This window comes from Paenibacillus agaridevorans (assembly GCF_003112455.1).
In the GTDB taxonomy this organism is placed as follows: Bacteria; Bacillota; Bacilli; order Paenibacillales; family Paenibacillaceae; genus Pristimantibacillus; species Pristimantibacillus agaridevorans.
Map to the genome: position 1 here is coordinate 1 of NZ_BDQX01000159.1, position 16,952 is coordinate 16,952.

A 16,952-nucleotide genomic window follows, 5' to 3' on the forward strand; every position below is an offset into this window, starting at 1 on the left:
ACCTCAGAGCCTCTAATTGCAGCATTTTCGCGATATTGAAAATCTAACGGACTCAGATGACGCTTATCCGAATCTATAGAAAGTAATTCATCGCTATTCCGGATGGTCGATTACATTTATTGTGCCTGCAAACACCGATCCTCCCTGTTTAACCGTATTCCGTATTTGTTGAATGAGGCTGCTTCTATCCATTTGGACATCGTCCAACCATGCTGCGGCTTCTGCGGTTTCAGGCTCATGTTTCGCTCCCCAAGCCGATAACTCCAACAACACCGGTATTAAATCCAATCCGGCCTCTGTGAGTTCGTATAAATCTTTTCTTTTGTCGCCGAGATGGGGGTTTTTAGTGATCAAACCCATTGCCTCAAGTCGAGACAGGCGATTCGTCAAAATGTTTCTGGCAATCCCCTCATCGGAAGCAATAAACTCTCCGAATGTTTCTTTTCCTGCAAATACGATGTCTCTGATAATTAAAAGCGACCATGAGTCACCTAGGATATCAAGTGAAAAAGAGATGGGACAGTTTGATCTTCTGCGAGGATTATTTTGCATATTGCCTCCTTGACTTTATCATTACGATTTATTATATTGATTTTAGTTTCAAATTGCAACTGAAAAGGAGGATTATGAAATGAAGTTCTTGTATGTATATCGAAGCGGTGAAGTTCCGGACGAGAATGCAGCTCAGAATATTCATGAGTTGTGGAGTTGGCTGGAGAATTTGAAGGAAACGGGTTATGAAAAGGTTCGTTTTGCCGGCACTGGCCGTAAAGTTGTTTCTCAGCACATGGTCGAAGAATACACCGGCGATATATTCGGTGTGTCTGTGATTGAAGCAGAATCATTGGAGGAGGCTGCCAGGTTAACCTCCGATTGGCCTGAATTGCAATATGGCGGCAGGATCGAAATCATTGGAGCACTAGATTAAAAATAATCGCCTTGCCTAAGGGCAGGGCGATAAAGTTATCTTGATTCAACAACGTACTCATGTCCATAAGAGACCTTCTTGGTCCAGTTAATTCCCCAAATAAGCTCGTTCCAATTCCGCAATGTTGAACTTCTTCATCTTTAGGAATGCTTTCGTGACGCGATCACGCTGCTCCGGTGTGCCTTCGTTCATCATCTTGTCTAAAGCGGCGGGCGAGATTTGCCACGAAACGCCGTATTTGTCTTTCAGCCAGCCGCATTGCTCGGCTTCGGGAACGGCGGACAGCTTGTCCCAATAGTAGTCGATTTCCTCCTGCGTCGTACAGTCGACCAGCAAGGAAATCGCCTCATTGAACTGGAACGAATGTTCATGCGCGCTGTCCATGGCCGTAAACCAGGTGTTCTCCAGCATAAAGTCGGAGAACATGACGTCCCCCTCGCGGTCTGGCTCCATACCGGAGGCATAACGAACAAGCGTACCGGGCATCGCGTTGCGGAAGACTGAGAGATAAAACTCGCGGGCTTCCTCCGCCTTGCCGCAGTTGTCGCCGACAAACATCAGGGAAGGGATAATCGGTGGGCGCGGCTCCCCGTGCGGATTTGTTAATATGAGCTGCCAGTTGACTCCGAATTTGTCCTGTATCCAGCCATACCGCTCGCTAAACGGGTATTTGTCCAGAGGCATGAGAGGAGTTCCTCCATCGGATAACTTGTTCCACGCCTCTTCGAGCATTTCTCTGGCATTTGGTTCCCGCGACGGATCGAAATTAACGAAAAACGAAATCGACGGATTTAACTTGAAGAGCGGCCCTGCAGAGATAGCCATAAACGGATGTCCCCAAACCGTAAACGAAACGATAGGTGCATCTCCGGAAGGCGTATCGTTTAAGATCGTCGAGCTGGTTATTTCGGAATGCGGGAAAACAGAGCAATAGAACTCAGCCGCTTCCTTTGCTTCTTTGTCGAACCACAAATGCGGAATGATCGGTTGCGCAAGACCATTATTAGCATCGCTCATCAGTATTGCCTCCCAATTCGTTAATGAAGTGTCTAATACGCCTTGATTATAGCACATACGTTCGTATGAATCCACCGGCAATAACGCTAGAGTTTTGAAACGATATATGGCAGAATTGAAAGTAGTTCAGCCTATACCAGAGCAACGATTCATCTATCTGGAAGCCAACAAAGCTTTAGACTGTGATTATGACTTGAAAAAAAGGAGCGATCTTTTAATGAGTAAAGTTGTTCATCGAGTAGCTTTCATCGGATGCGGGAAACGGGCACATGAACATGCAATTGGCATCAAGGCTGATAACAGATGCGAAGTAGTGGCATTTTCAGATTTATCTGCGGAGTCAGCCGAGAGGTTAAAAGCAGATTTTGAATTCCAAGGCAATATCTATACTGAATATAAAGTTATGCTTGAAAAAGAAAAACCGGATGTCGTTTTAATTTGTTTGTGGACGCCGTTGCATCTTTCCGTTTTTCGTGATTGCGCCGAAGCTGGAGTTAAAGCTGTGTTATGCGAAAAACCGATGTCTCCTACTTGGGGAGAATGTCAGGAGATGTCGCGGATTGCAGAAGAGACGGGCTGCCAGCTAACCTTTTCCTTGCAACGTCGTTTTGCGGAAGGGAACAAATTAGTACGACAATTGCTTAACGATGGAAAAATTGGTCAACTTGTCAGATTGGACCTTTACTCTCCGCAAAACTTGCTGGATTGCGGGATCCATACGTTTGATCAAGCGCTTAGCTTTTTAAACGAAACTCCGGCAAAATCTGTTTTAGGCGCAGTCGATACAACAAGCATACTAAATTGGTTTAATGTTCCCTCCGAATATGGGGCGTCCGGACATATCGTTTTTGCCAATGGCGTTCAAGCCAACTTATACTGCGGACCTGTAGATACATGGGAACCGACGGATGATATGACAAAAGTTTGGGCTGGAGTTCGTCTCTATGGCACGGAAGGATTTATTGAAGTGATGTGGGATGGCCAAATCATCAGAGGGGTTAACTACAAGGATCCTTCCTGGAGTCCGGAATTGGTTTTATCATCCATGTCTGATCAGATGAAAGCATACGTCAAGCATGCAATAGATTGTTTGGAAACGGGGATTGAACCAGAGGTTTCCCACCAAAAGGCACTCCGTGCTTCTGAGATCACGTTTGCTGTTTTTGAATCGGTGCGTCAACATGCAAGAGTAGAATTGCCCCTAACGGGTGTAACGGATAGTCCGTTTATTACAATGTTAGAGAACGGCCAATTTGGTCAAGGAAGAGGTGCGGAATAATGATTAAGACTCCTAAACTTGCTTTAATTGGTATCGTGAACGAAGAAGCCAAACAAGATTTCTGGGGAACCATGCAGCAAATCGCAAACATTGGCTATGAGGGCATTGAGGGCGGTCAGTCCTTGCTTACAGGCCATGTACAAGAAAACGTGGATCGATTTCATGAATTGGGGCTCAAAGTCGCAACTCACAGTATCAACAAGGAACAAATGCGCGATCAAAATGAGTTGGATCATATAATTAAAGAGGCGCACTTGTTGCAAACAAAGGATGTCACATTCTGGTGGGATGTGGTGGACACGAGGGAGCAATTGCTTCAAGATGCCGAACTATACAATGCTGTTGGCGCCAGATTAAAGTCGGAAGGACTGCGTTTTTGTTACCATAACCACGCACATGAATTTCAAAAAGTTTTTAATGGCATCTATTCGTTAGATATTTTAGCTGAGTATACAGATCCAAATCATCTCTATTTTCGATTAGACGTTGCATGGATTACGCTCGGCGGAGCCGATCCGGCCCATATTCTTCGCAAAATGGCTGGTCGTGTACCTGCAATTCATTTAAAAGACGTATATGGAGTTGACGAGGTCGGCAAGTGGACGGCAGTAGGTACAGGCATGGTAAAGATTGAGGAATCTATTGCTGCAGCCAAAGAGATCGGGGTCGAATGGATGACAGTCGAGCAAGATCAACTTCGTAACCTTACTGGAATGGAAACGGCGATGGTCAGCTATTTAAACTTGAAGGAGAGAGGTTTGCTGTAAGGAAGGGTTAAATGGCAATGCAAATAATGACAATGGGAGTAGATTCCTTTGAAAAATCAAATTCGAGTAGGGCTAATTGGATATGGTTTTGCCGGGAAAACATTTCATGCACCTGTAATTACATCAGTGCCAGGTTTAGAACTGTCCAAAGTAGTGGAACGCAGAAGTCAGTTGTCCAAGGCGCGATATCCATGGATTGAGGTTGTAAGCAGCGTTGAGGAATTGTACAGTGATCCAACCATTGACCTTATTGTTGTGACCACTCCTAGTACAAATCATGTTGAATTTACGCGAGATGCCTTAATGGCTGATAAACATGTTGTTGTCGAAAAGCCGTTTACGGCTACAAGTCAAGAAGCCATACAGTTAATTCAGTTAGCAAAGGAAAAAAACAAGGTACTAAGCATATTCCATAATAGGCGTTGGGATGGGGACTTTCTGACCATCAAAAGTATCGTTGAACAAGGTTTATTAGGCAAGCTATCTGACTGCGAATTCCACTGGGATGGTTTTAATCCTGTTATGAAATCAGACAATTGGCGAGACAAAAACGGTCCCGCTACAGGAGTTTTTTATGATTTAGGCAGCCATTTTATCGATCAAGCTGTACAGCTTTTTGGGACACCGGATACAATAACCGGCGATATTCGCATTACTAGAGATGGAGGGATAACAGATGACTACTTCGATGTTTCCCTTGGCTATAGCAATAATTTAAAAGTTGTACTAAAATCATCCCGGATCGTACGAGAGCCAGGTCCAAGATATACCCTTCATGGTAGTAAAGGATCTTTTGTCAAGTACGGAATAGATCCGCAAGAGGCTGCATTAATTGCAGGGGGGAGTCCAAGCGATTCTAAAAACTGGGGCAAGGAAGATCCCAAAAATTGGGGAACAATCCATACATCCATAGGGGATTTGCATGTCAGGGGATTGGTCGAAACCCAACCAGGCGCTTATACTGCTTATTATGATAATGTCTGCAAGCACATACTCGGAGAGGAAGAATTGGCAGTCAAACCCGAGGAAGCATTAAGGACGATTCAATTGATCGAATTAGCTTACAAGAGCCATAGAGAACAACGTACAATCCGGATCGGGGACGAAATCAATGACTGAATTAAATGGAATATTCCCTTTTCAAACCGCCCTTAATACATCCACCTTATTCCCGTACAATCTTGATATTCTCCAGCAAATAGAGCTGGTTGCCGAGGCCGGTTATGATGGGATTGAACTTTGGATAAAAGATGTAAAAGCATATGTAGACAGCGGAGAGAAACTGTCTTCTCTAAGGCGAGAGCTTGATCGATTGAAACTTGCACCTGTTAATGCAATAGCTTTTTTTAAATGGTGTGATCAGGATCTGCAAACGAGAAAAGAAGGGCTGCGTCAAGCAGAAGAAGAAATGGAGATGCTAGCTGCAATTGGATGCCCTGCAATTGCCGCACCGCCTTTTGGCGATGTCAGTCATTTAGATGCCGCAGCAATCGCAGAATACTTCTCAGACTTAAAGGCAATCGGACGTAAGGCAGGCGTCGAGCCTTACCTTGAGTTCTGGGGGAGAGCTGAATATTTATCTACTCTGGAGCAAGCAAAACAGATTGTTGATCTGCAACCGATGAGTAAAATGCTCATTGACCCGTTTCATATGTATACAGGAGGGAGTAATCATGAACTTTTGGGCTCCCTTACAGCTGACCAAATCGGGATCGTTCATGTCAATGACTACCCCGGCGAGCCATCGCGTTTGATCATAAACGATGAAGAGCGTCTGTTCCCGGGAGAAGGCATTGCACCTACTAAACATATAGCGACGACACTGCATAGGATCGGATATAGAGGGTATCTATCATTAGAACTTTTTAAAAAGAGCTATGCAGGACGAAGCGCATTAGAGACGGCGAAGTATGGATTGAACTCGATTAAGACTGCTTATAGCGTAAACGCAATTAATTCTTAATAAAACGATAACACTGCGATAATGAAACGGGGCTACACTGGGTTCATCGACATCTTTCGAAAGGATCACACAACATGAGCTTGCTACACAAAATCGGCAATAAACCGATTATCGCAGCGATTCGTAAAATGTCGGATGTGCCTATAGCTTTGAATTCCAACGTCGACAATTTGTTTTTTATGGGTGGCAGCATTAACGATATCATGGAGTCCGTACGATTGACCAAGGAGGCAGGGAAAAGGTCTTTCCTCCACCTGGATTTGATCCGAGGCTTGTCCAGCACGGACAAGGAGGCGGTCGAATTCGTAGCGAAAATGGTTCAAGCGGACGGGATCGTTTCACCCAAAAGTCACGTAATTAAAGCGGCAAAACAAGCCGGGCTTCTTGGTATTCTTCATGTATTCATTATTGATTCTCAGGCATTGGACAATGGGTTGAGATCAGTCGGGCAAACGATGCCCGACGGCATCGAAATTATGCCGGGCATTGCACCGAAAGTAATTGAGAGGTTCGCTAAGGCTAACGAATCTATTCCGATTATTGCCAGCGGTCTAATCTCTACGGTAGAAGAGGCTAGAGAGGGGCTGCTAGCCGGCGCCACATCTCTATCGGTAAGTGAAAACAGTCTTTGGTTAAAAGGATTTTCGGATTTATTGCCTTAATAGGCGTAATCCTGCAATTGAATATACAATTTTGAGTCTGTGTGATGAGAGAAAGCTCAAAGTCGGTGTCCGTCCTATATAGGTCGGTGCTTACTTGCGCTTTCTCTTTTTATTTTTCACAAAAAATGATTGGGAGTGATTGGGAAATGAAAATGTGGAAATGGTCTAAGTTGTCGACGGCGTTGTTGGGAGTAGCTTTATTTGTATCCGCATGCGGAGGAGGAGACAATAATGACCCGGCTGCAGGCAAGAGCTCAAGCACAAACGAGCCAGGTGCCACAGAAAAAGCTTGGACAGGAGAAATTGTCGTTTGGGACGGCCCTAGATGGTCGGATGATAAGGAAAACAAATATCATTGGATCGAGAACAAAAAAGCGGAATTCGAGAAGCTTCATCCAGGCGTCACCATTAAGATCGTTCAAACGCCTTGGGCCGAGATGGAGGATAAACTCAATGTTTCTATCGCAGGCGGCGCCTGGCCCGATCTTGTTTATAACGTGAGCAACCGGATGGCCAGCATCAAAAACATAGAGTCTGGAATTGTTGAGCCAATCGATGAGTTTTACACGGCGGACGAGCTTGCAGACTTTTATCCGAATGCGCTAAAGGAATATGAATATGAAGGAAAACATTACGGCGTTCCGGTTAGCACGCGGGTTCATAGTCTGCTTCTTAATTTGGAAATCTTCAAGCAGAAGGGCGTAGAACCTCCTGTTGACGGCAAGTGGACGTATGATGAGTTTCTGGAAAAAATGAAGCAATTGACAGGCGGAGGAGTTCACGGCTTCTCGACTTATATTATGCCTTCTTATTATGAAGCCTGGCCGTTCCTCATGATGGACGGCGGACGTCCGCTTAGCGATGATCTTACTCAGTATACATTCGATTCGCCGGAAGCGATTAGCGGATTGCAAAAGTTTCTGGATTTGAAATTCGTGCATGAGGTTGCTCTTCCGGATATGGGGATGTCTAACGTAGGAGATACTTACCAAGCTTTTGCCGCGCAGGATAAACGTTTAATGGCCGTTCAGCCATGGAATTCTTGGGCTATTGCGTCTTCACAGAAGGAGCCTTATGCAATGGATTTAATGGTAGCCGAGTATCCGACCGGCGACTCCGGCAAGTCCATTTCCATGGGGGACGTGCTTGGCTGGGTCATGTTGAAGCAAAAGGATGAAGGCAAGAAACAAATGGCGATGGAGTTTGTGAAGTTTTTGACGACGACCGAGGAAATATTCATAACAGCTAAAAATTATGGCGTATTCCCTTCCCGTATTTCCTCGGGAGAGCAGCGTCCATTCGAAGCAAATCCGCAAATGGAAAGAGCTCAACAAATTGCCGAAAATGCAATGATGGTTCCACGCCATACGAACTGGCAAAAAATCGATGAAGCCATTCAAAAAGAGCTACAGTTGGCCGTTAATGGAACAAAAACGGCAGAGCAAGCATTGAAGGACGCTCGCTCGCAAGTAGAATCTTTGCTGAAATAAGCAATTCTTACTTGGAGGAGGTAGAGAGTGAAAACGGAAATGACTGCGCAAGAGGCTGGGGGACGGATCTCGTCCCCCGCCTCCTGGCTTAAAACCTGGAAGAAAATAGGTCCTGCTTATTTATTTTTGCTGCCTAAACTTTTGTTATTTGGTTTGTTTACGGTACTTCCTGTAGGCTGGACGTTCCTTCTTTCCTTTCAAGAATATGAAATTTTCGATAGTCATTGGATTGGCCTGAGAAATTATGCCGAAGCTTTTCGGAATGAGATTTTTACAGGAGCCTTATGGAATACGTTTCGGTATACGATAGTGACGGTGCCGCTGTCTATTCTGACGGCGCTCATCATTGCAAGCTTGGTATTTCCGCTCGGACACCGGTCGCAAACCTTTTTTCGAGCCTCGTTTTATTTGCCGGTCGTCACCTCGACGGTCATTGTCGCAATGGTTTGGCGCTGGATATTCAATTACCGTTTCGGACTGCTTAATCACGTAGTCGGTATCTTCGGCATGCAGCCTGTCGACTGGCTTGGACAGACGGATCTTGCGCTTTGGTCATTAATGCTTATGAATGTGCTGATTCCGCCGGGATCGGGGATCCTTCTCTATTTGGCAGCTATGGGCAGCGTAAACCCCAGCTTGTTTGAAGCAGCGAGGATCGACGGAGCCTCAGCCTTTCAGATATGGAGAAAAATCACTGTGCCGCTGCTTAAGCCGACAACTTTTTATTTGCTAATATTGAGCATGATCGGCGCTTTTCAGGTGTTTACCGAGATCGTCATGATGACTGGCGGAGGACCGGGCAATGCAACAGAAACGGTTGTCCATGTCATATACAAAACCGGCTTCCGGGATTTCGAATACGGCATGGCATCCGCTCAATCGGTCATTTTGTTCATCATCATCATGTTTATAGCCGTCTTCCAATATAAGATGCTGGGCGATGAGGGCGTGGAACGCCATAAGAAACGCAGGAACAAATAGGGAAGACAGGAGAGGAGTCAGATTATGTCTTATGCTCAACGCGGTAGGCTAGGCCGTATGCTGCTTTACATTCCATTAGTAGGTTTAGCGCTTATTGCCTTGTTTCCGCTTTACTGGGTGTTCGTTACCTCCCTGCAGCTTCCTAGTTATCAGAACGAAGAAATGGAGAGCCCGGTTTCTTATGTAGAGTCTGTGCCGCCCAAGCTTTATCCTTACGGGATTACAGAATATTGGTCGCAATGGGATAAAAAAAGGGATGCAGAGAAGCTGGGGGATGAACAAGCCGCAAGCTTCCATGCCGAGAAAATGCAGGAGGTTGTTGCAAAAACATTTACCACTTACAGCTATTTGTTTAAAAGCACGGATGTTCTAAAGTGGTTGTGGAATACAACGTATATCGCAATTCTCGGAACATTTGGGACCGTCCTATTTGATACGATGGCGGGTTATGTCCTGGCCAAAAAACAATTTCCTGGACGAATGCTCGTCTTCTGGCTCATTATCGCAACGATGATGATCCCGGATCAGGTAACTTTAGTACCTAGCTTTATGATTGTGCGTTTGCTTGATCTATTCGATACCCATTGGGCGGTTATTCTGCCGGGACTCGCTGGTGCGTTTGGGGTATTTCTAATGAGACAGTTCATGATAGCCGTGCCTTCCGAGCTGCTCGAAGCTGCCAAAATCGATGGTGCGGGGGAATGGAGAACCTTTAGAACGATTGTTATTCCGATGGCTGCGCCTGCGATGGCGGCTTTGGGTATCTTCAGCTTTGTCGGGCTTTGGAATTCCTTTCTCTGGCCGATCATCGTTATTAATGATTCCAAGATGCTGACGCTGACAGCGGGATTGAAAACACTTCAAGACGCGAATTTATCCAGCTTTAAGCTGCTGATGACAGGGGCGGCGGTAGCGGCCGTGCCGATTATGATTTATTTTCTATTATTCCAGCGCTATTTCGTTAAAGGCTTGACTGTGGGCGGAGTAAAAGAATGATGGGTTAATCCTATATAAGAACGGAGGGCTCACGATGAAAACAGAAGGAAAGCCAGACCATAAACCAGACCGTAAGCTCCCTAGAGCGATAGTCATTAGCGTGGACGGTCTGGGGATGAACGCCTGGAAGGATCCGGGCCTTCGGATTCCCAATCTTAGAAGATTGGCGGCGGAAGGAACGGAGGCCGCTTCGATGAGAAGTATAACTCCAACGGCAACATGGGCGATTCATACTTCTTTAATGACAGGAACAGCTCCAAAACGTCATGGCGTATTGGGTAATTGGGTCATGGATAGAGAGACGAAGCGTATGGTGGAGCATTACGGGGAGAAGGCAGGCGGCAAAGAGGAGACGGTAACAGGAACGACATTGTATGACGCGGTTAAAGCGGTTGGCGGGACGACGGCTGCCATCTGCTGGCCGAAAACCCGTGGAGCGGAAAACATCGATTACAACATTCCCGAATTTTATGAGCAAGAGGCTTTTGAAACCCATTGCACGCCTTCACTGTGGAAAGAGCTTCGCGATGCGGGACTTCCGGTCGGGAGTTATGGAGCCTGGAGCAAAGATTTTGCAAGAGGACCGATGCAGGATTGGCTGTCAACAGAGGCAGCCAAATATATGCTACGTCATAAGCAACCGAATTTATTGCTGTTGCATTACTTGCTGCCAGACAGCCTTCAGCATCAATATGGAGCATGCTCGCCCGAGCTCGCTTGGGCTGCTGGTTATATAGACGAGCGCATCGGCGATTTGCTAAAGACGCTTAAGGAGCTTGGTCTCGAAGAGAATACGGAATTATTTATAATGTCGGACCATGGACTATCCAATGCGATACGGGGAGTATATCCGAATGTGCTTTTTAAGCGGAATGGATGGTTTCATCCGGAACACCCTGAGCTTAGTCAGGTTAGAGCCGTTTCCAACGGTGGAAGCGCCTATGTATACGTGATGGAGGAAGACGCGGCCGAACGCTCGGCCTTGATGGATAAAGTGTTAATACTTCTTAAGCAAACGGAAGGAATAGCTAGAATAATAATTGCTGGAGACATGTCGAGATGGGGTTTGCCTGAAGAAGGAGAGTGCGACCGTTACCGACCGGACTTCGTCTTGGAAGCGAAAAACGACTCTTTTTTTAATATGGGCTATGAAGCCGATTCGGTTATCATTGTACGGGAAAAACCTGTCGGCATGCACGGGTATTTTGTTGATCATCCCTCGTCCGAAGCGTTTTTCCTGGCGGCAGGCCCCTCCGTTCGAAAGGGTGGCAAGCTGCCCTCCATCAGTGCGCTTGACATCGCTCCGACAATTGCCGGCCTGTTTGGAGCAGCCCTCCCCGAGACGGACGGAATCCTCTTATCCGAGCTTTGGAGGAAGGTGAGATCATGAATGTGCAACAGGCGGAGTCGGGAATAAGAGAGCAATTGCTGCAGTGCGAGGCGTTTTTTTTCGATTTGGATGGATGTGTATATTATGGCAGCCGACCTGCGCCAGGCGCTGCTGAATTGATAAATGAATTAAGAGTTATGGGCAAGCATATCCGCTTTATTACCAACAACTCGACGGATTCCTCCCATTCGATCGCTGAAAAGCTACACCAAATGGGCCTGGAAGCCGAGCCGGGCGAAATATTGACCGCGACTGAGTATATCGGTCCTTATCTGTCCGATTGTTATGGGGCAATGTCGGTTAAGGTCATCGGCAGCAGAGATTTGCATCTGGCACTGGAGAATGCGGGGCATCGGTTAATGCCTTATTACAGCGGGCAGAGGGCAGACGCTGTAGTCATTGGGCGGGATGTAACGTTTACCTATGAGAAGCTATGTGCAATCGTGGAGGAGCTGGACAAAGGAGCCATTGCCATCGTCACCAACCCGGATTTGCATCATCCAGGCAGTCGGGGAGAGAAAGTGCCCGAGGCCGGTACCTTCGCTGCGGCTTTTGAAGCAATGATAGGAAGAAAGCTGGCGTTTTTCGGAAAGCCTGCTCCCCATTTGTTCCTTGCAGCAATGAGGGATTGCGGGGTGGAAAGAGCAGAACGCTGCGTAATGATTGGGGACAATTTAGCGACAGATGTGGCGGGCGGAAAGGCAGCGGGAATGCGAACAATCTGGTTAGCGAATAAATCCCCGGCTGATTGGACAGCGCAGGAGCAAGTGGAAGCAAGCTGGGTTTTTCAAGACTTGAATGCTTTATTGGTTGAATTACGAGGATAACGAATAGGCGTTTTAAACGCGTTGATGAACCCTGGCTGCGATGTGGTCAGGGTTCATCTGCGTACAAACGAGCACTGCGACTGAATCTACCGCTGCGATCCATGTTCACTTATTGTGACTGTTGTTTAGTTTTTAACACTTGCAAGGCAGCAGGCGTCAAAACATAATGAAAGCGTTGACATTTCATGGAGTGGACCAGTGTGGGCCAACAGTTGATGGTCAATCACAAAATGAAGATGCGAGAAGGAGGAATTGTGTTGTTCAAATCAAAAAGCTTGACCATGTTGCTTGTCATGTCTTTACTGTGTTCCTTATTGATTTCGGTAGGTACCTTAAGCGCGGCAGATGAAGTCCTGCCTGAATCCTTCGAGGACTCTACGATCCCCCAAGGTTGGTCTGCTGCAGGAGGCGGCGCTGTTGCGCTTTCTAACCTTCATGCTAAGACTGGCTCCAATTCATTGATGTGGACATGGTCGAATGGAAGCAAGCTGCAGTCGACCAGTCTTCCGAATATGTCTGAGGCCATAGGCAGTAACGGGGGCTTGAAAGTGTGGGTATACAACGAACAGCCGATGGCCGACAAATTTCTGACGTTCAACTTGGGAACCGGAGCGGAGCTGTCGGAGGGCGTCCCACGGTATACGTTCAAATTCTACATGAATTATTCGGGGTGGAGGACGATCTGGATCAAGTTGAATAATGATGCAAAAAATCCGGCTTACACCGGCAACGCAGTTCCCACTACGATGGAGATTGTTGCGCCTCCCACACCATCAACCGCCAACGTCTTCATCGATCATTTTCAGCTTACCGGTACGATCCACCATACGTATTCGGCTGATAACCAGGCTCCTTATATGAGCAATGACAAGTCCAATCAGACCTATCGTGCATCCCTTAAGCAGCCCACACTGCCTGAAGAAACGCAAATAACGGTGCAGCAAGAACAGGATTTCAACACGATCATGAGCCGCTTGGATGCATACATCTACGGTGACAATTTGGATTATGCAAACTTGCCTGACGGTCCTGTCAAAACTCGTTATGACGCTTTGCTTGCCAAATTGCCAACTTATATTGCCGAATACGACGCATTCAACATTACCAGGGACGGAAACGGCGTCATGCATGGCCCTGGTATCTTTGTCGATGAAGAATCGAGCGCCACCAATAGCCCGTATAATGGACTGTCGCACAGTAAATTTGAGAAGATTTGGACGTCCTTGGTCCATGATTACAAGCTTAACGGGAATGAGCAAAGCAAACAAAAATACTTTGATCTCCTGGATCATTTCCATGATCAGGGCTGGGCTGAAGGCAGCGGTATGGGTAGCCAGGCCTCCATTAAGTTAAGGATGTCTGGCTATGCTTATGCTAGCTACCTGATGAGGGATGAGTTAAAGGCAGCGGGCAAATTTGAGAGGGAAATGGCGACCTTGCGCTGGTTCAGCAAGTTAGGCGACGCTTTGGACTTCCGTCCTTTGGACATTAATAGCCTGGATTTGGTGAACACGGATGAGATGAGGACGGTAACAATGTACAATTTGATGTACATTCTTATGATGGATCATTCGCCGGAGAAGGTCCGTTATATGAAGAGCTTCCTCGATTTTGTCGACAAGGAGTTGGCCGTTTACTCTGGCTATCAAGAAACGCTCAAACCGGGCTACACGGGTTACCACCACGAGGGCCTTTATATGAAGTCTTACGTTCCGGATGCCATCTTTGTCGGCTCTTTAATTCGCTATCTCATCATCGGCACCAGCTTTCAGCTGGATGCCGCAACGATGAAGAACATCAAAGAATTTTTACTCATGCAGCGCTCTTTAGGAAATAAATACGAGATGTCGCATAGTCTGTCCGGACGTTTTCCGCAAGGCGATTCCACGTTGCAGACGCAGTATATCTCCTATGCGCTCAACGCGCTAAGCGGAGATGAGGAGCTTAAGGGAATTTTCCTGGACCTGTGGGATCCGAACGACCCGCTCATTGCTGCTCATTTTGCTAGCAAGCTGGTGAACTCCATAATATATAATTCAACGCTTGGAGAGCTGCAGATCTCGGAATCCGCGGCAGCCCAATTTACCCAACAAGGGATAACGGCGCAAAGTCCTGCCCCTGGCTTCAAAAACTTTAATTACGGCGCGATGGCACTATTCCGAAAAAATAATTGGTTAGTTACGACCAAAGGGTTTAATCAGTACAACTGGGACTATGAAAAAGACAACAACAACAATGCATTCGGCCGTTATATAAGCTATGGAAACACTGAGATTATGCTGCCTGGAGGCTACAAAAGCAGCGGCTTGGATATTTCGGAGGGCTGGGACTTCAACCGCTGGCCTGGCACTACAACGAAGCATATCCCGATTCTAGAGCTTGAAAGCGCAAAGCATCGCTCCTATTCGGACGAAACGTTCGGCGGCGGCGTGAGCAGCGAGGGGCAGTATGGCGTATTCAGCATGAGAATGCATGATACAGCCTACGATACGAGCTTCCGGGCTAACAAATCGTGGTTTTATTTCGGAGATGAAATTATTGCCTTGGGATCGGATATCGTAAACATCGACACCGACAATCGGACGGAAACAACCCTGTTCCAATCGAATATGAACGGTACCGTCATGCCTTTCTACAACAATTCCCCCGACGCGATCCATACATTCCCTTATAGCAGCACGACGACAACGAATGCAATGGTATGGATGGTGGATCCGTTCGGCAACGGCTATATTATTCCGAATGCCAATGGCCTCCGAGTCGAGCGAGGGGTGCAGGAATCTTACACCAAAAAAGCAGGAACTTACGAGAAAACGCAAGGGAACTATACAACAGCATGGCTTGACCATGGTATGGCGCCGACTGGCCAAGGTTATGAATATGTCATTCTCCCCCAAAAGACGCCTGAGCAAGTGGCAGCAGCAGCGCAAGCCTTGGATTATTCGGTATTGAGGAAGGACAATATGGCGCATATTGTCAAACATAATACGAGTAACGTCATTGGTTATGCCTTATTCAATCCGACTATCCCGCTTACGTATGGTGTTTTAAAAAGCGTGGATACTCCGGTGTTGGCAATGGAAAAAAACAAATCCGATAACCGTATCGTGCTTAGCCTCTCGGATCCTGACCTTCGACTGGAGAAATCACCATCGCTTGGCAACAAAACGGTGGAACAATTAAAGACGCCAAGTCAACACAAGACGGTATTGGCGAAGCTGAACGGCGATTGGACGTTCCCGGGTGCCGCGCCTGCCGGTGTAACGCTTGTGGGTTATGATTTAGCTACCAATACCACTACATTGGCTTTTGATTGCGTGGACGGCAAAAACTTCGATGTTGACTTGGTGACAAGGACATCGATGTTCAGCGATGGCTTTGAGGGTGGATTGGAGAAGTGGACGGGCACAACGAATGCCAATATCCGCAATACCGATGTAAGCCTGACCAACAACAATTCGATGAGAAGCGTCGACGGTTCTGAATGGACGGATTATACGCTGGAAGCGGATGTTACGGTTCAAAGCAGGCAAGGCGGGCTCGTATTCCGGGGGCAAAGCGATTTGAGTCATTATTATTTGCTCGATATCAGAAACTACGACAATAAGATCAGTGTGTTTAAAATGTCAGGATCGGGAACCTTGCTTGCCAGTACTAATTTTACCGTGGAGCTAAATCGCTCTTATCATATTAAGATTGTTGCAAGCGGACACACATTCACGGTGTTCGTAGACGGGGTTCAGGTGTTGACAGCGTCAGACAGTACCTATACGAGTGGGAATGTAGGTTTTAGAGTGCCTGGTGCTACAGCCTCGGCCAAATTCGATAATATTAGAGTGATTTCTTCTTCCGGTGAGATATTGCTAGAGGATGATATGGAGAATGGCTTGGGAGGTTGGCAGAATACGGCCAACGCTATTACGGGTCCGGTGGGTCCGGGCCTAGCCGATCTCACCTTGACAAATAACAACTTGATGAGATCAAACATAGGCTCTGCATGGACGAATTATACCCTGGACCTGGATGCTACCGTTCTTAATAAGCAAGCAGGCATCGTGTTTAGAATTCAGGACAGTACTCATTATTATCTGCTTGATGTCAGAAGCTATGACAATACGATCAGGTTCTACAAGTTTGCCGGATCCGCGGTGCAGCTATCCAGCACGCCATTCCCTGTAGATCCGAACCGGAAATATCGAATTCGCGTGGTTACAGATGGCAGCCATTTTACCGCTTATGTCGATGGCGTGCAGGTGCTGGCAGCGGAGGACAGCAGCTACACCAGCGGAAATATCGGATTACGCTTGCCTTCCGCGGATGCGCGCGGGGTATTTGATAACGTAGCTGTATACGGGGAGTATGATACAGAGGTGTCTGAACCGTTAAGTGTCGCAGGGTTAAAAAAAATGGTGGAGCGTTTTGCAAACAACAATTGGATCGATAACAAAGGAATAACGAACAGCCTGCAAAAGATGTTGGATCATAATAAGTTACAGTCATTCATCCATCATGTTCAGGCCCAAAGCGGTAAGCATATTACGAAAGAGGCAGCCGATTACCTGCTGCGCTACGCAAACGCATTGTTAAACTAGCCATATGATCGTCCAAAAACAATCCCCCGCCGATTAACGGCGGGGGGGTGTTGCCTTGGG

At 46.8% G+C, this 16,952-nt stretch carries 14 protein-coding genes; 12 read left to right on the forward strand and 2 right to left on the reverse strand.

Translation table 11 applies throughout. The annotated features are described in order from the left end of the window. Positions 1-93: 93 nt before the first annotated feature. The gene (locus PAT3040_RS13905) at positions 94-552 is read right to left on the reverse strand and encodes a winged helix-turn-helix transcriptional regulator (RefSeq protein WP_108993180.1); all 459 of its coding nucleotides are present in this window, start codon (positions 550-552) and stop codon (positions 94-96) included. Positions 553-631: 79 nt separating this feature from the next. On the opposite strand from PAT3040_RS13905, the gene PAT3040_RS13910 reads away from it, so the two are divergent. Further along, entirely contained in the window at positions 632-928 is a 297-nt protein-coding gene (locus PAT3040_RS13910; protein WP_108993181.1) for a YciI family protein, read from the forward strand. Positions 929-1,015: 87 nt separating this feature from the next. Here the strand turns inward: PAT3040_RS13910 and PAT3040_RS13915 are convergent, their stop codons facing one another. Beyond that, complete coding sequence (locus PAT3040_RS13915) at positions 1,016-1,945, reverse strand: VOC family protein (protein WP_108993183.1); 930 nt, start codon at positions 1,943-1,945, stop codon at positions 1,016-1,018. Positions 1,946-2,051: 106 nt separating this feature from the next. Between PAT3040_RS13915 and PAT3040_RS13920 the strand changes: the two genes are divergently transcribed. The 11 genes from PAT3040_RS13920 to PAT3040_RS13970 all read left to right on the forward strand — a co-directional run bounded on the left by PAT3040_RS13920 (position 2,052) and on the right by PAT3040_RS13970 (position 16,892). After that, positions 2,052-3,224, forward strand: a complete 1,173-nt coding sequence (locus tag PAT3040_RS13920) for a Gfo/Idh/MocA family protein (protein WP_108993185.1) — start codon at positions 2,052-2,054, stop codon at positions 3,222-3,224. Further along, positions 3,224-3,991, forward strand: a complete 768-nt coding sequence (locus PAT3040_RS13925; RefSeq protein WP_108993186.1) for a sugar phosphate isomerase/epimerase family protein — start codon at positions 3,224-3,226, stop codon at positions 3,989-3,991. Before PAT3040_RS13920 ends, PAT3040_RS13925 begins: the two co-directional genes overlap by 1 nt. Before the next feature lie 48 nt (positions 3,992-4,039). Beyond that, a complete protein-coding gene (locus PAT3040_RS13930) occupies positions 4,040-5,110 on the forward strand; it encodes an oxidoreductase (RefSeq protein ID WP_108993188.1) in 1,071 nt (356 codons plus the stop codon). Further along, positions 5,103-5,954 carry a sugar phosphate isomerase/epimerase family protein gene (locus PAT3040_RS13935; RefSeq protein WP_108993190.1) on the forward strand — a complete coding sequence of 284 codons (852 nt, stop codon included), beginning with the start codon at positions 5,103-5,105 and terminating at the stop codon, positions 5,952-5,954. The genes PAT3040_RS13930 and PAT3040_RS13935 overlap by 8 nt, the downstream gene beginning before the upstream one ends. 74 nt (positions 5,955-6,028) lie before the next feature. Further along, complete coding sequence (locus PAT3040_RS13940) at positions 6,029-6,616, forward strand: glycerol-3-phosphate responsive antiterminator (RefSeq protein WP_108993192.1); 588 nt, start codon at positions 6,029-6,031, stop codon at positions 6,614-6,616. 146 nt (positions 6,617-6,762) lie between these two features. Continuing rightward, positions 6,763-8,106: an extracellular solute-binding protein gene (locus tag PAT3040_RS13945; RefSeq protein ID WP_108993194.1), complete on the forward strand. Its 1,344-nt coding sequence runs from the start codon at positions 6,763-6,765 to the stop codon at positions 8,104-8,106. A 27-nt stretch (positions 8,107-8,133) separates the two neighbouring features. Continuing rightward, positions 8,134-9,087 (forward strand): carbohydrate ABC transporter permease, encoded by a 954-nt coding sequence (locus PAT3040_RS13950; protein WP_258234970.1) that lies wholly within the window; start codon positions 8,134-8,136, stop codon positions 9,085-9,087. 24 nt (positions 9,088-9,111) lie between these two features. Next, positions 9,112-10,083 (forward strand): carbohydrate ABC transporter permease, encoded by a 972-nt coding sequence (locus tag PAT3040_RS13955; RefSeq protein WP_108993196.1) that lies wholly within the window; start codon positions 9,112-9,114, stop codon positions 10,081-10,083. A gap of 34 nt (positions 10,084-10,117) precedes the next feature. Next, positions 10,118-11,473, forward strand: coding sequence for an alkaline phosphatase family protein (locus PAT3040_RS13960; RefSeq protein ID WP_108993198.1), 1,356 nt, complete (start codon positions 10,118-10,120; stop codon positions 11,471-11,473). Next, on the forward strand, positions 11,470-12,300 hold the full coding sequence (locus PAT3040_RS13965; protein WP_108993200.1) for an HAD-IIA family hydrolase: 831 nt from the start codon (positions 11,470-11,472) through the stop codon (positions 12,298-12,300). Before PAT3040_RS13960 ends, PAT3040_RS13965 begins: the two co-directional genes overlap by 4 nt. A gap of 257 nt (positions 12,301-12,557) precedes the next feature. Next, the gene (locus PAT3040_RS13970; RefSeq protein WP_181376606.1) at positions 12,558-16,892 is read left to right on the forward strand and encodes a chondroitinase family polysaccharide lyase; all 4,335 of its coding nucleotides are present in this window, start codon (positions 12,558-12,560) and stop codon (positions 16,890-16,892) included. Positions 16,893-16,952 lie beyond the last annotated feature (60 nt).

Coding starts and splice junctions, on each gene's coding strand:
- PAT3040_RS13905 (WP_108993180.1), bottom strand. CDS start 552: ATGCAAAATAATCCTCGCAGAAGATCAAACTGTCCCATCTCTTTTTCA.
- PAT3040_RS13910 (WP_108993181.1), top strand. CDS start 632: ATGAAGTTCTTGTATGTATATCGAAGCGGTGAAGTTCCGGACGAGAAT.
- PAT3040_RS13915 (WP_108993183.1), bottom strand. CDS start 1,945: ATGAGCGATGCTAATAATGGTCTTGCGCAACCGATCATTCCGCATTTG.
- PAT3040_RS13920 (WP_108993185.1), top strand. CDS start 2,052: ATGGCAGAATTGAAAGTAGTTCAGCCTATACCAGAGCAACGATTCATC.
- PAT3040_RS13925 (WP_108993186.1), top strand. CDS start 3,224: ATGATTAAGACTCCTAAACTTGCTTTAATTGGTATCGTGAACGAAGAA.
- PAT3040_RS13935 (WP_108993190.1), top strand. CDS start 5,103: ATGACTGAATTAAATGGAATATTCCCTTTTCAAACCGCCCTTAATACA.
- PAT3040_RS13940 (WP_108993192.1), top strand. CDS start 6,029: ATGAGCTTGCTACACAAAATCGGCAATAAACCGATTATCGCAGCGATT.
- PAT3040_RS13945 (WP_108993194.1), top strand. CDS start 6,763: ATGAAAATGTGGAAATGGTCTAAGTTGTCGACGGCGTTGTTGGGAGTA.
- PAT3040_RS13955 (WP_108993196.1), top strand. CDS start 9,112: ATGTCTTATGCTCAACGCGGTAGGCTAGGCCGTATGCTGCTTTACATT.
- PAT3040_RS13960 (WP_108993198.1), top strand. CDS start 10,118: ATGAAAACAGAAGGAAAGCCAGACCATAAACCAGACCGTAAGCTCCCT.
- PAT3040_RS13965 (WP_108993200.1), top strand. CDS start 11,470: ATGAATGTGCAACAGGCGGAGTCGGGAATAAGAGAGCAATTGCTGCAG.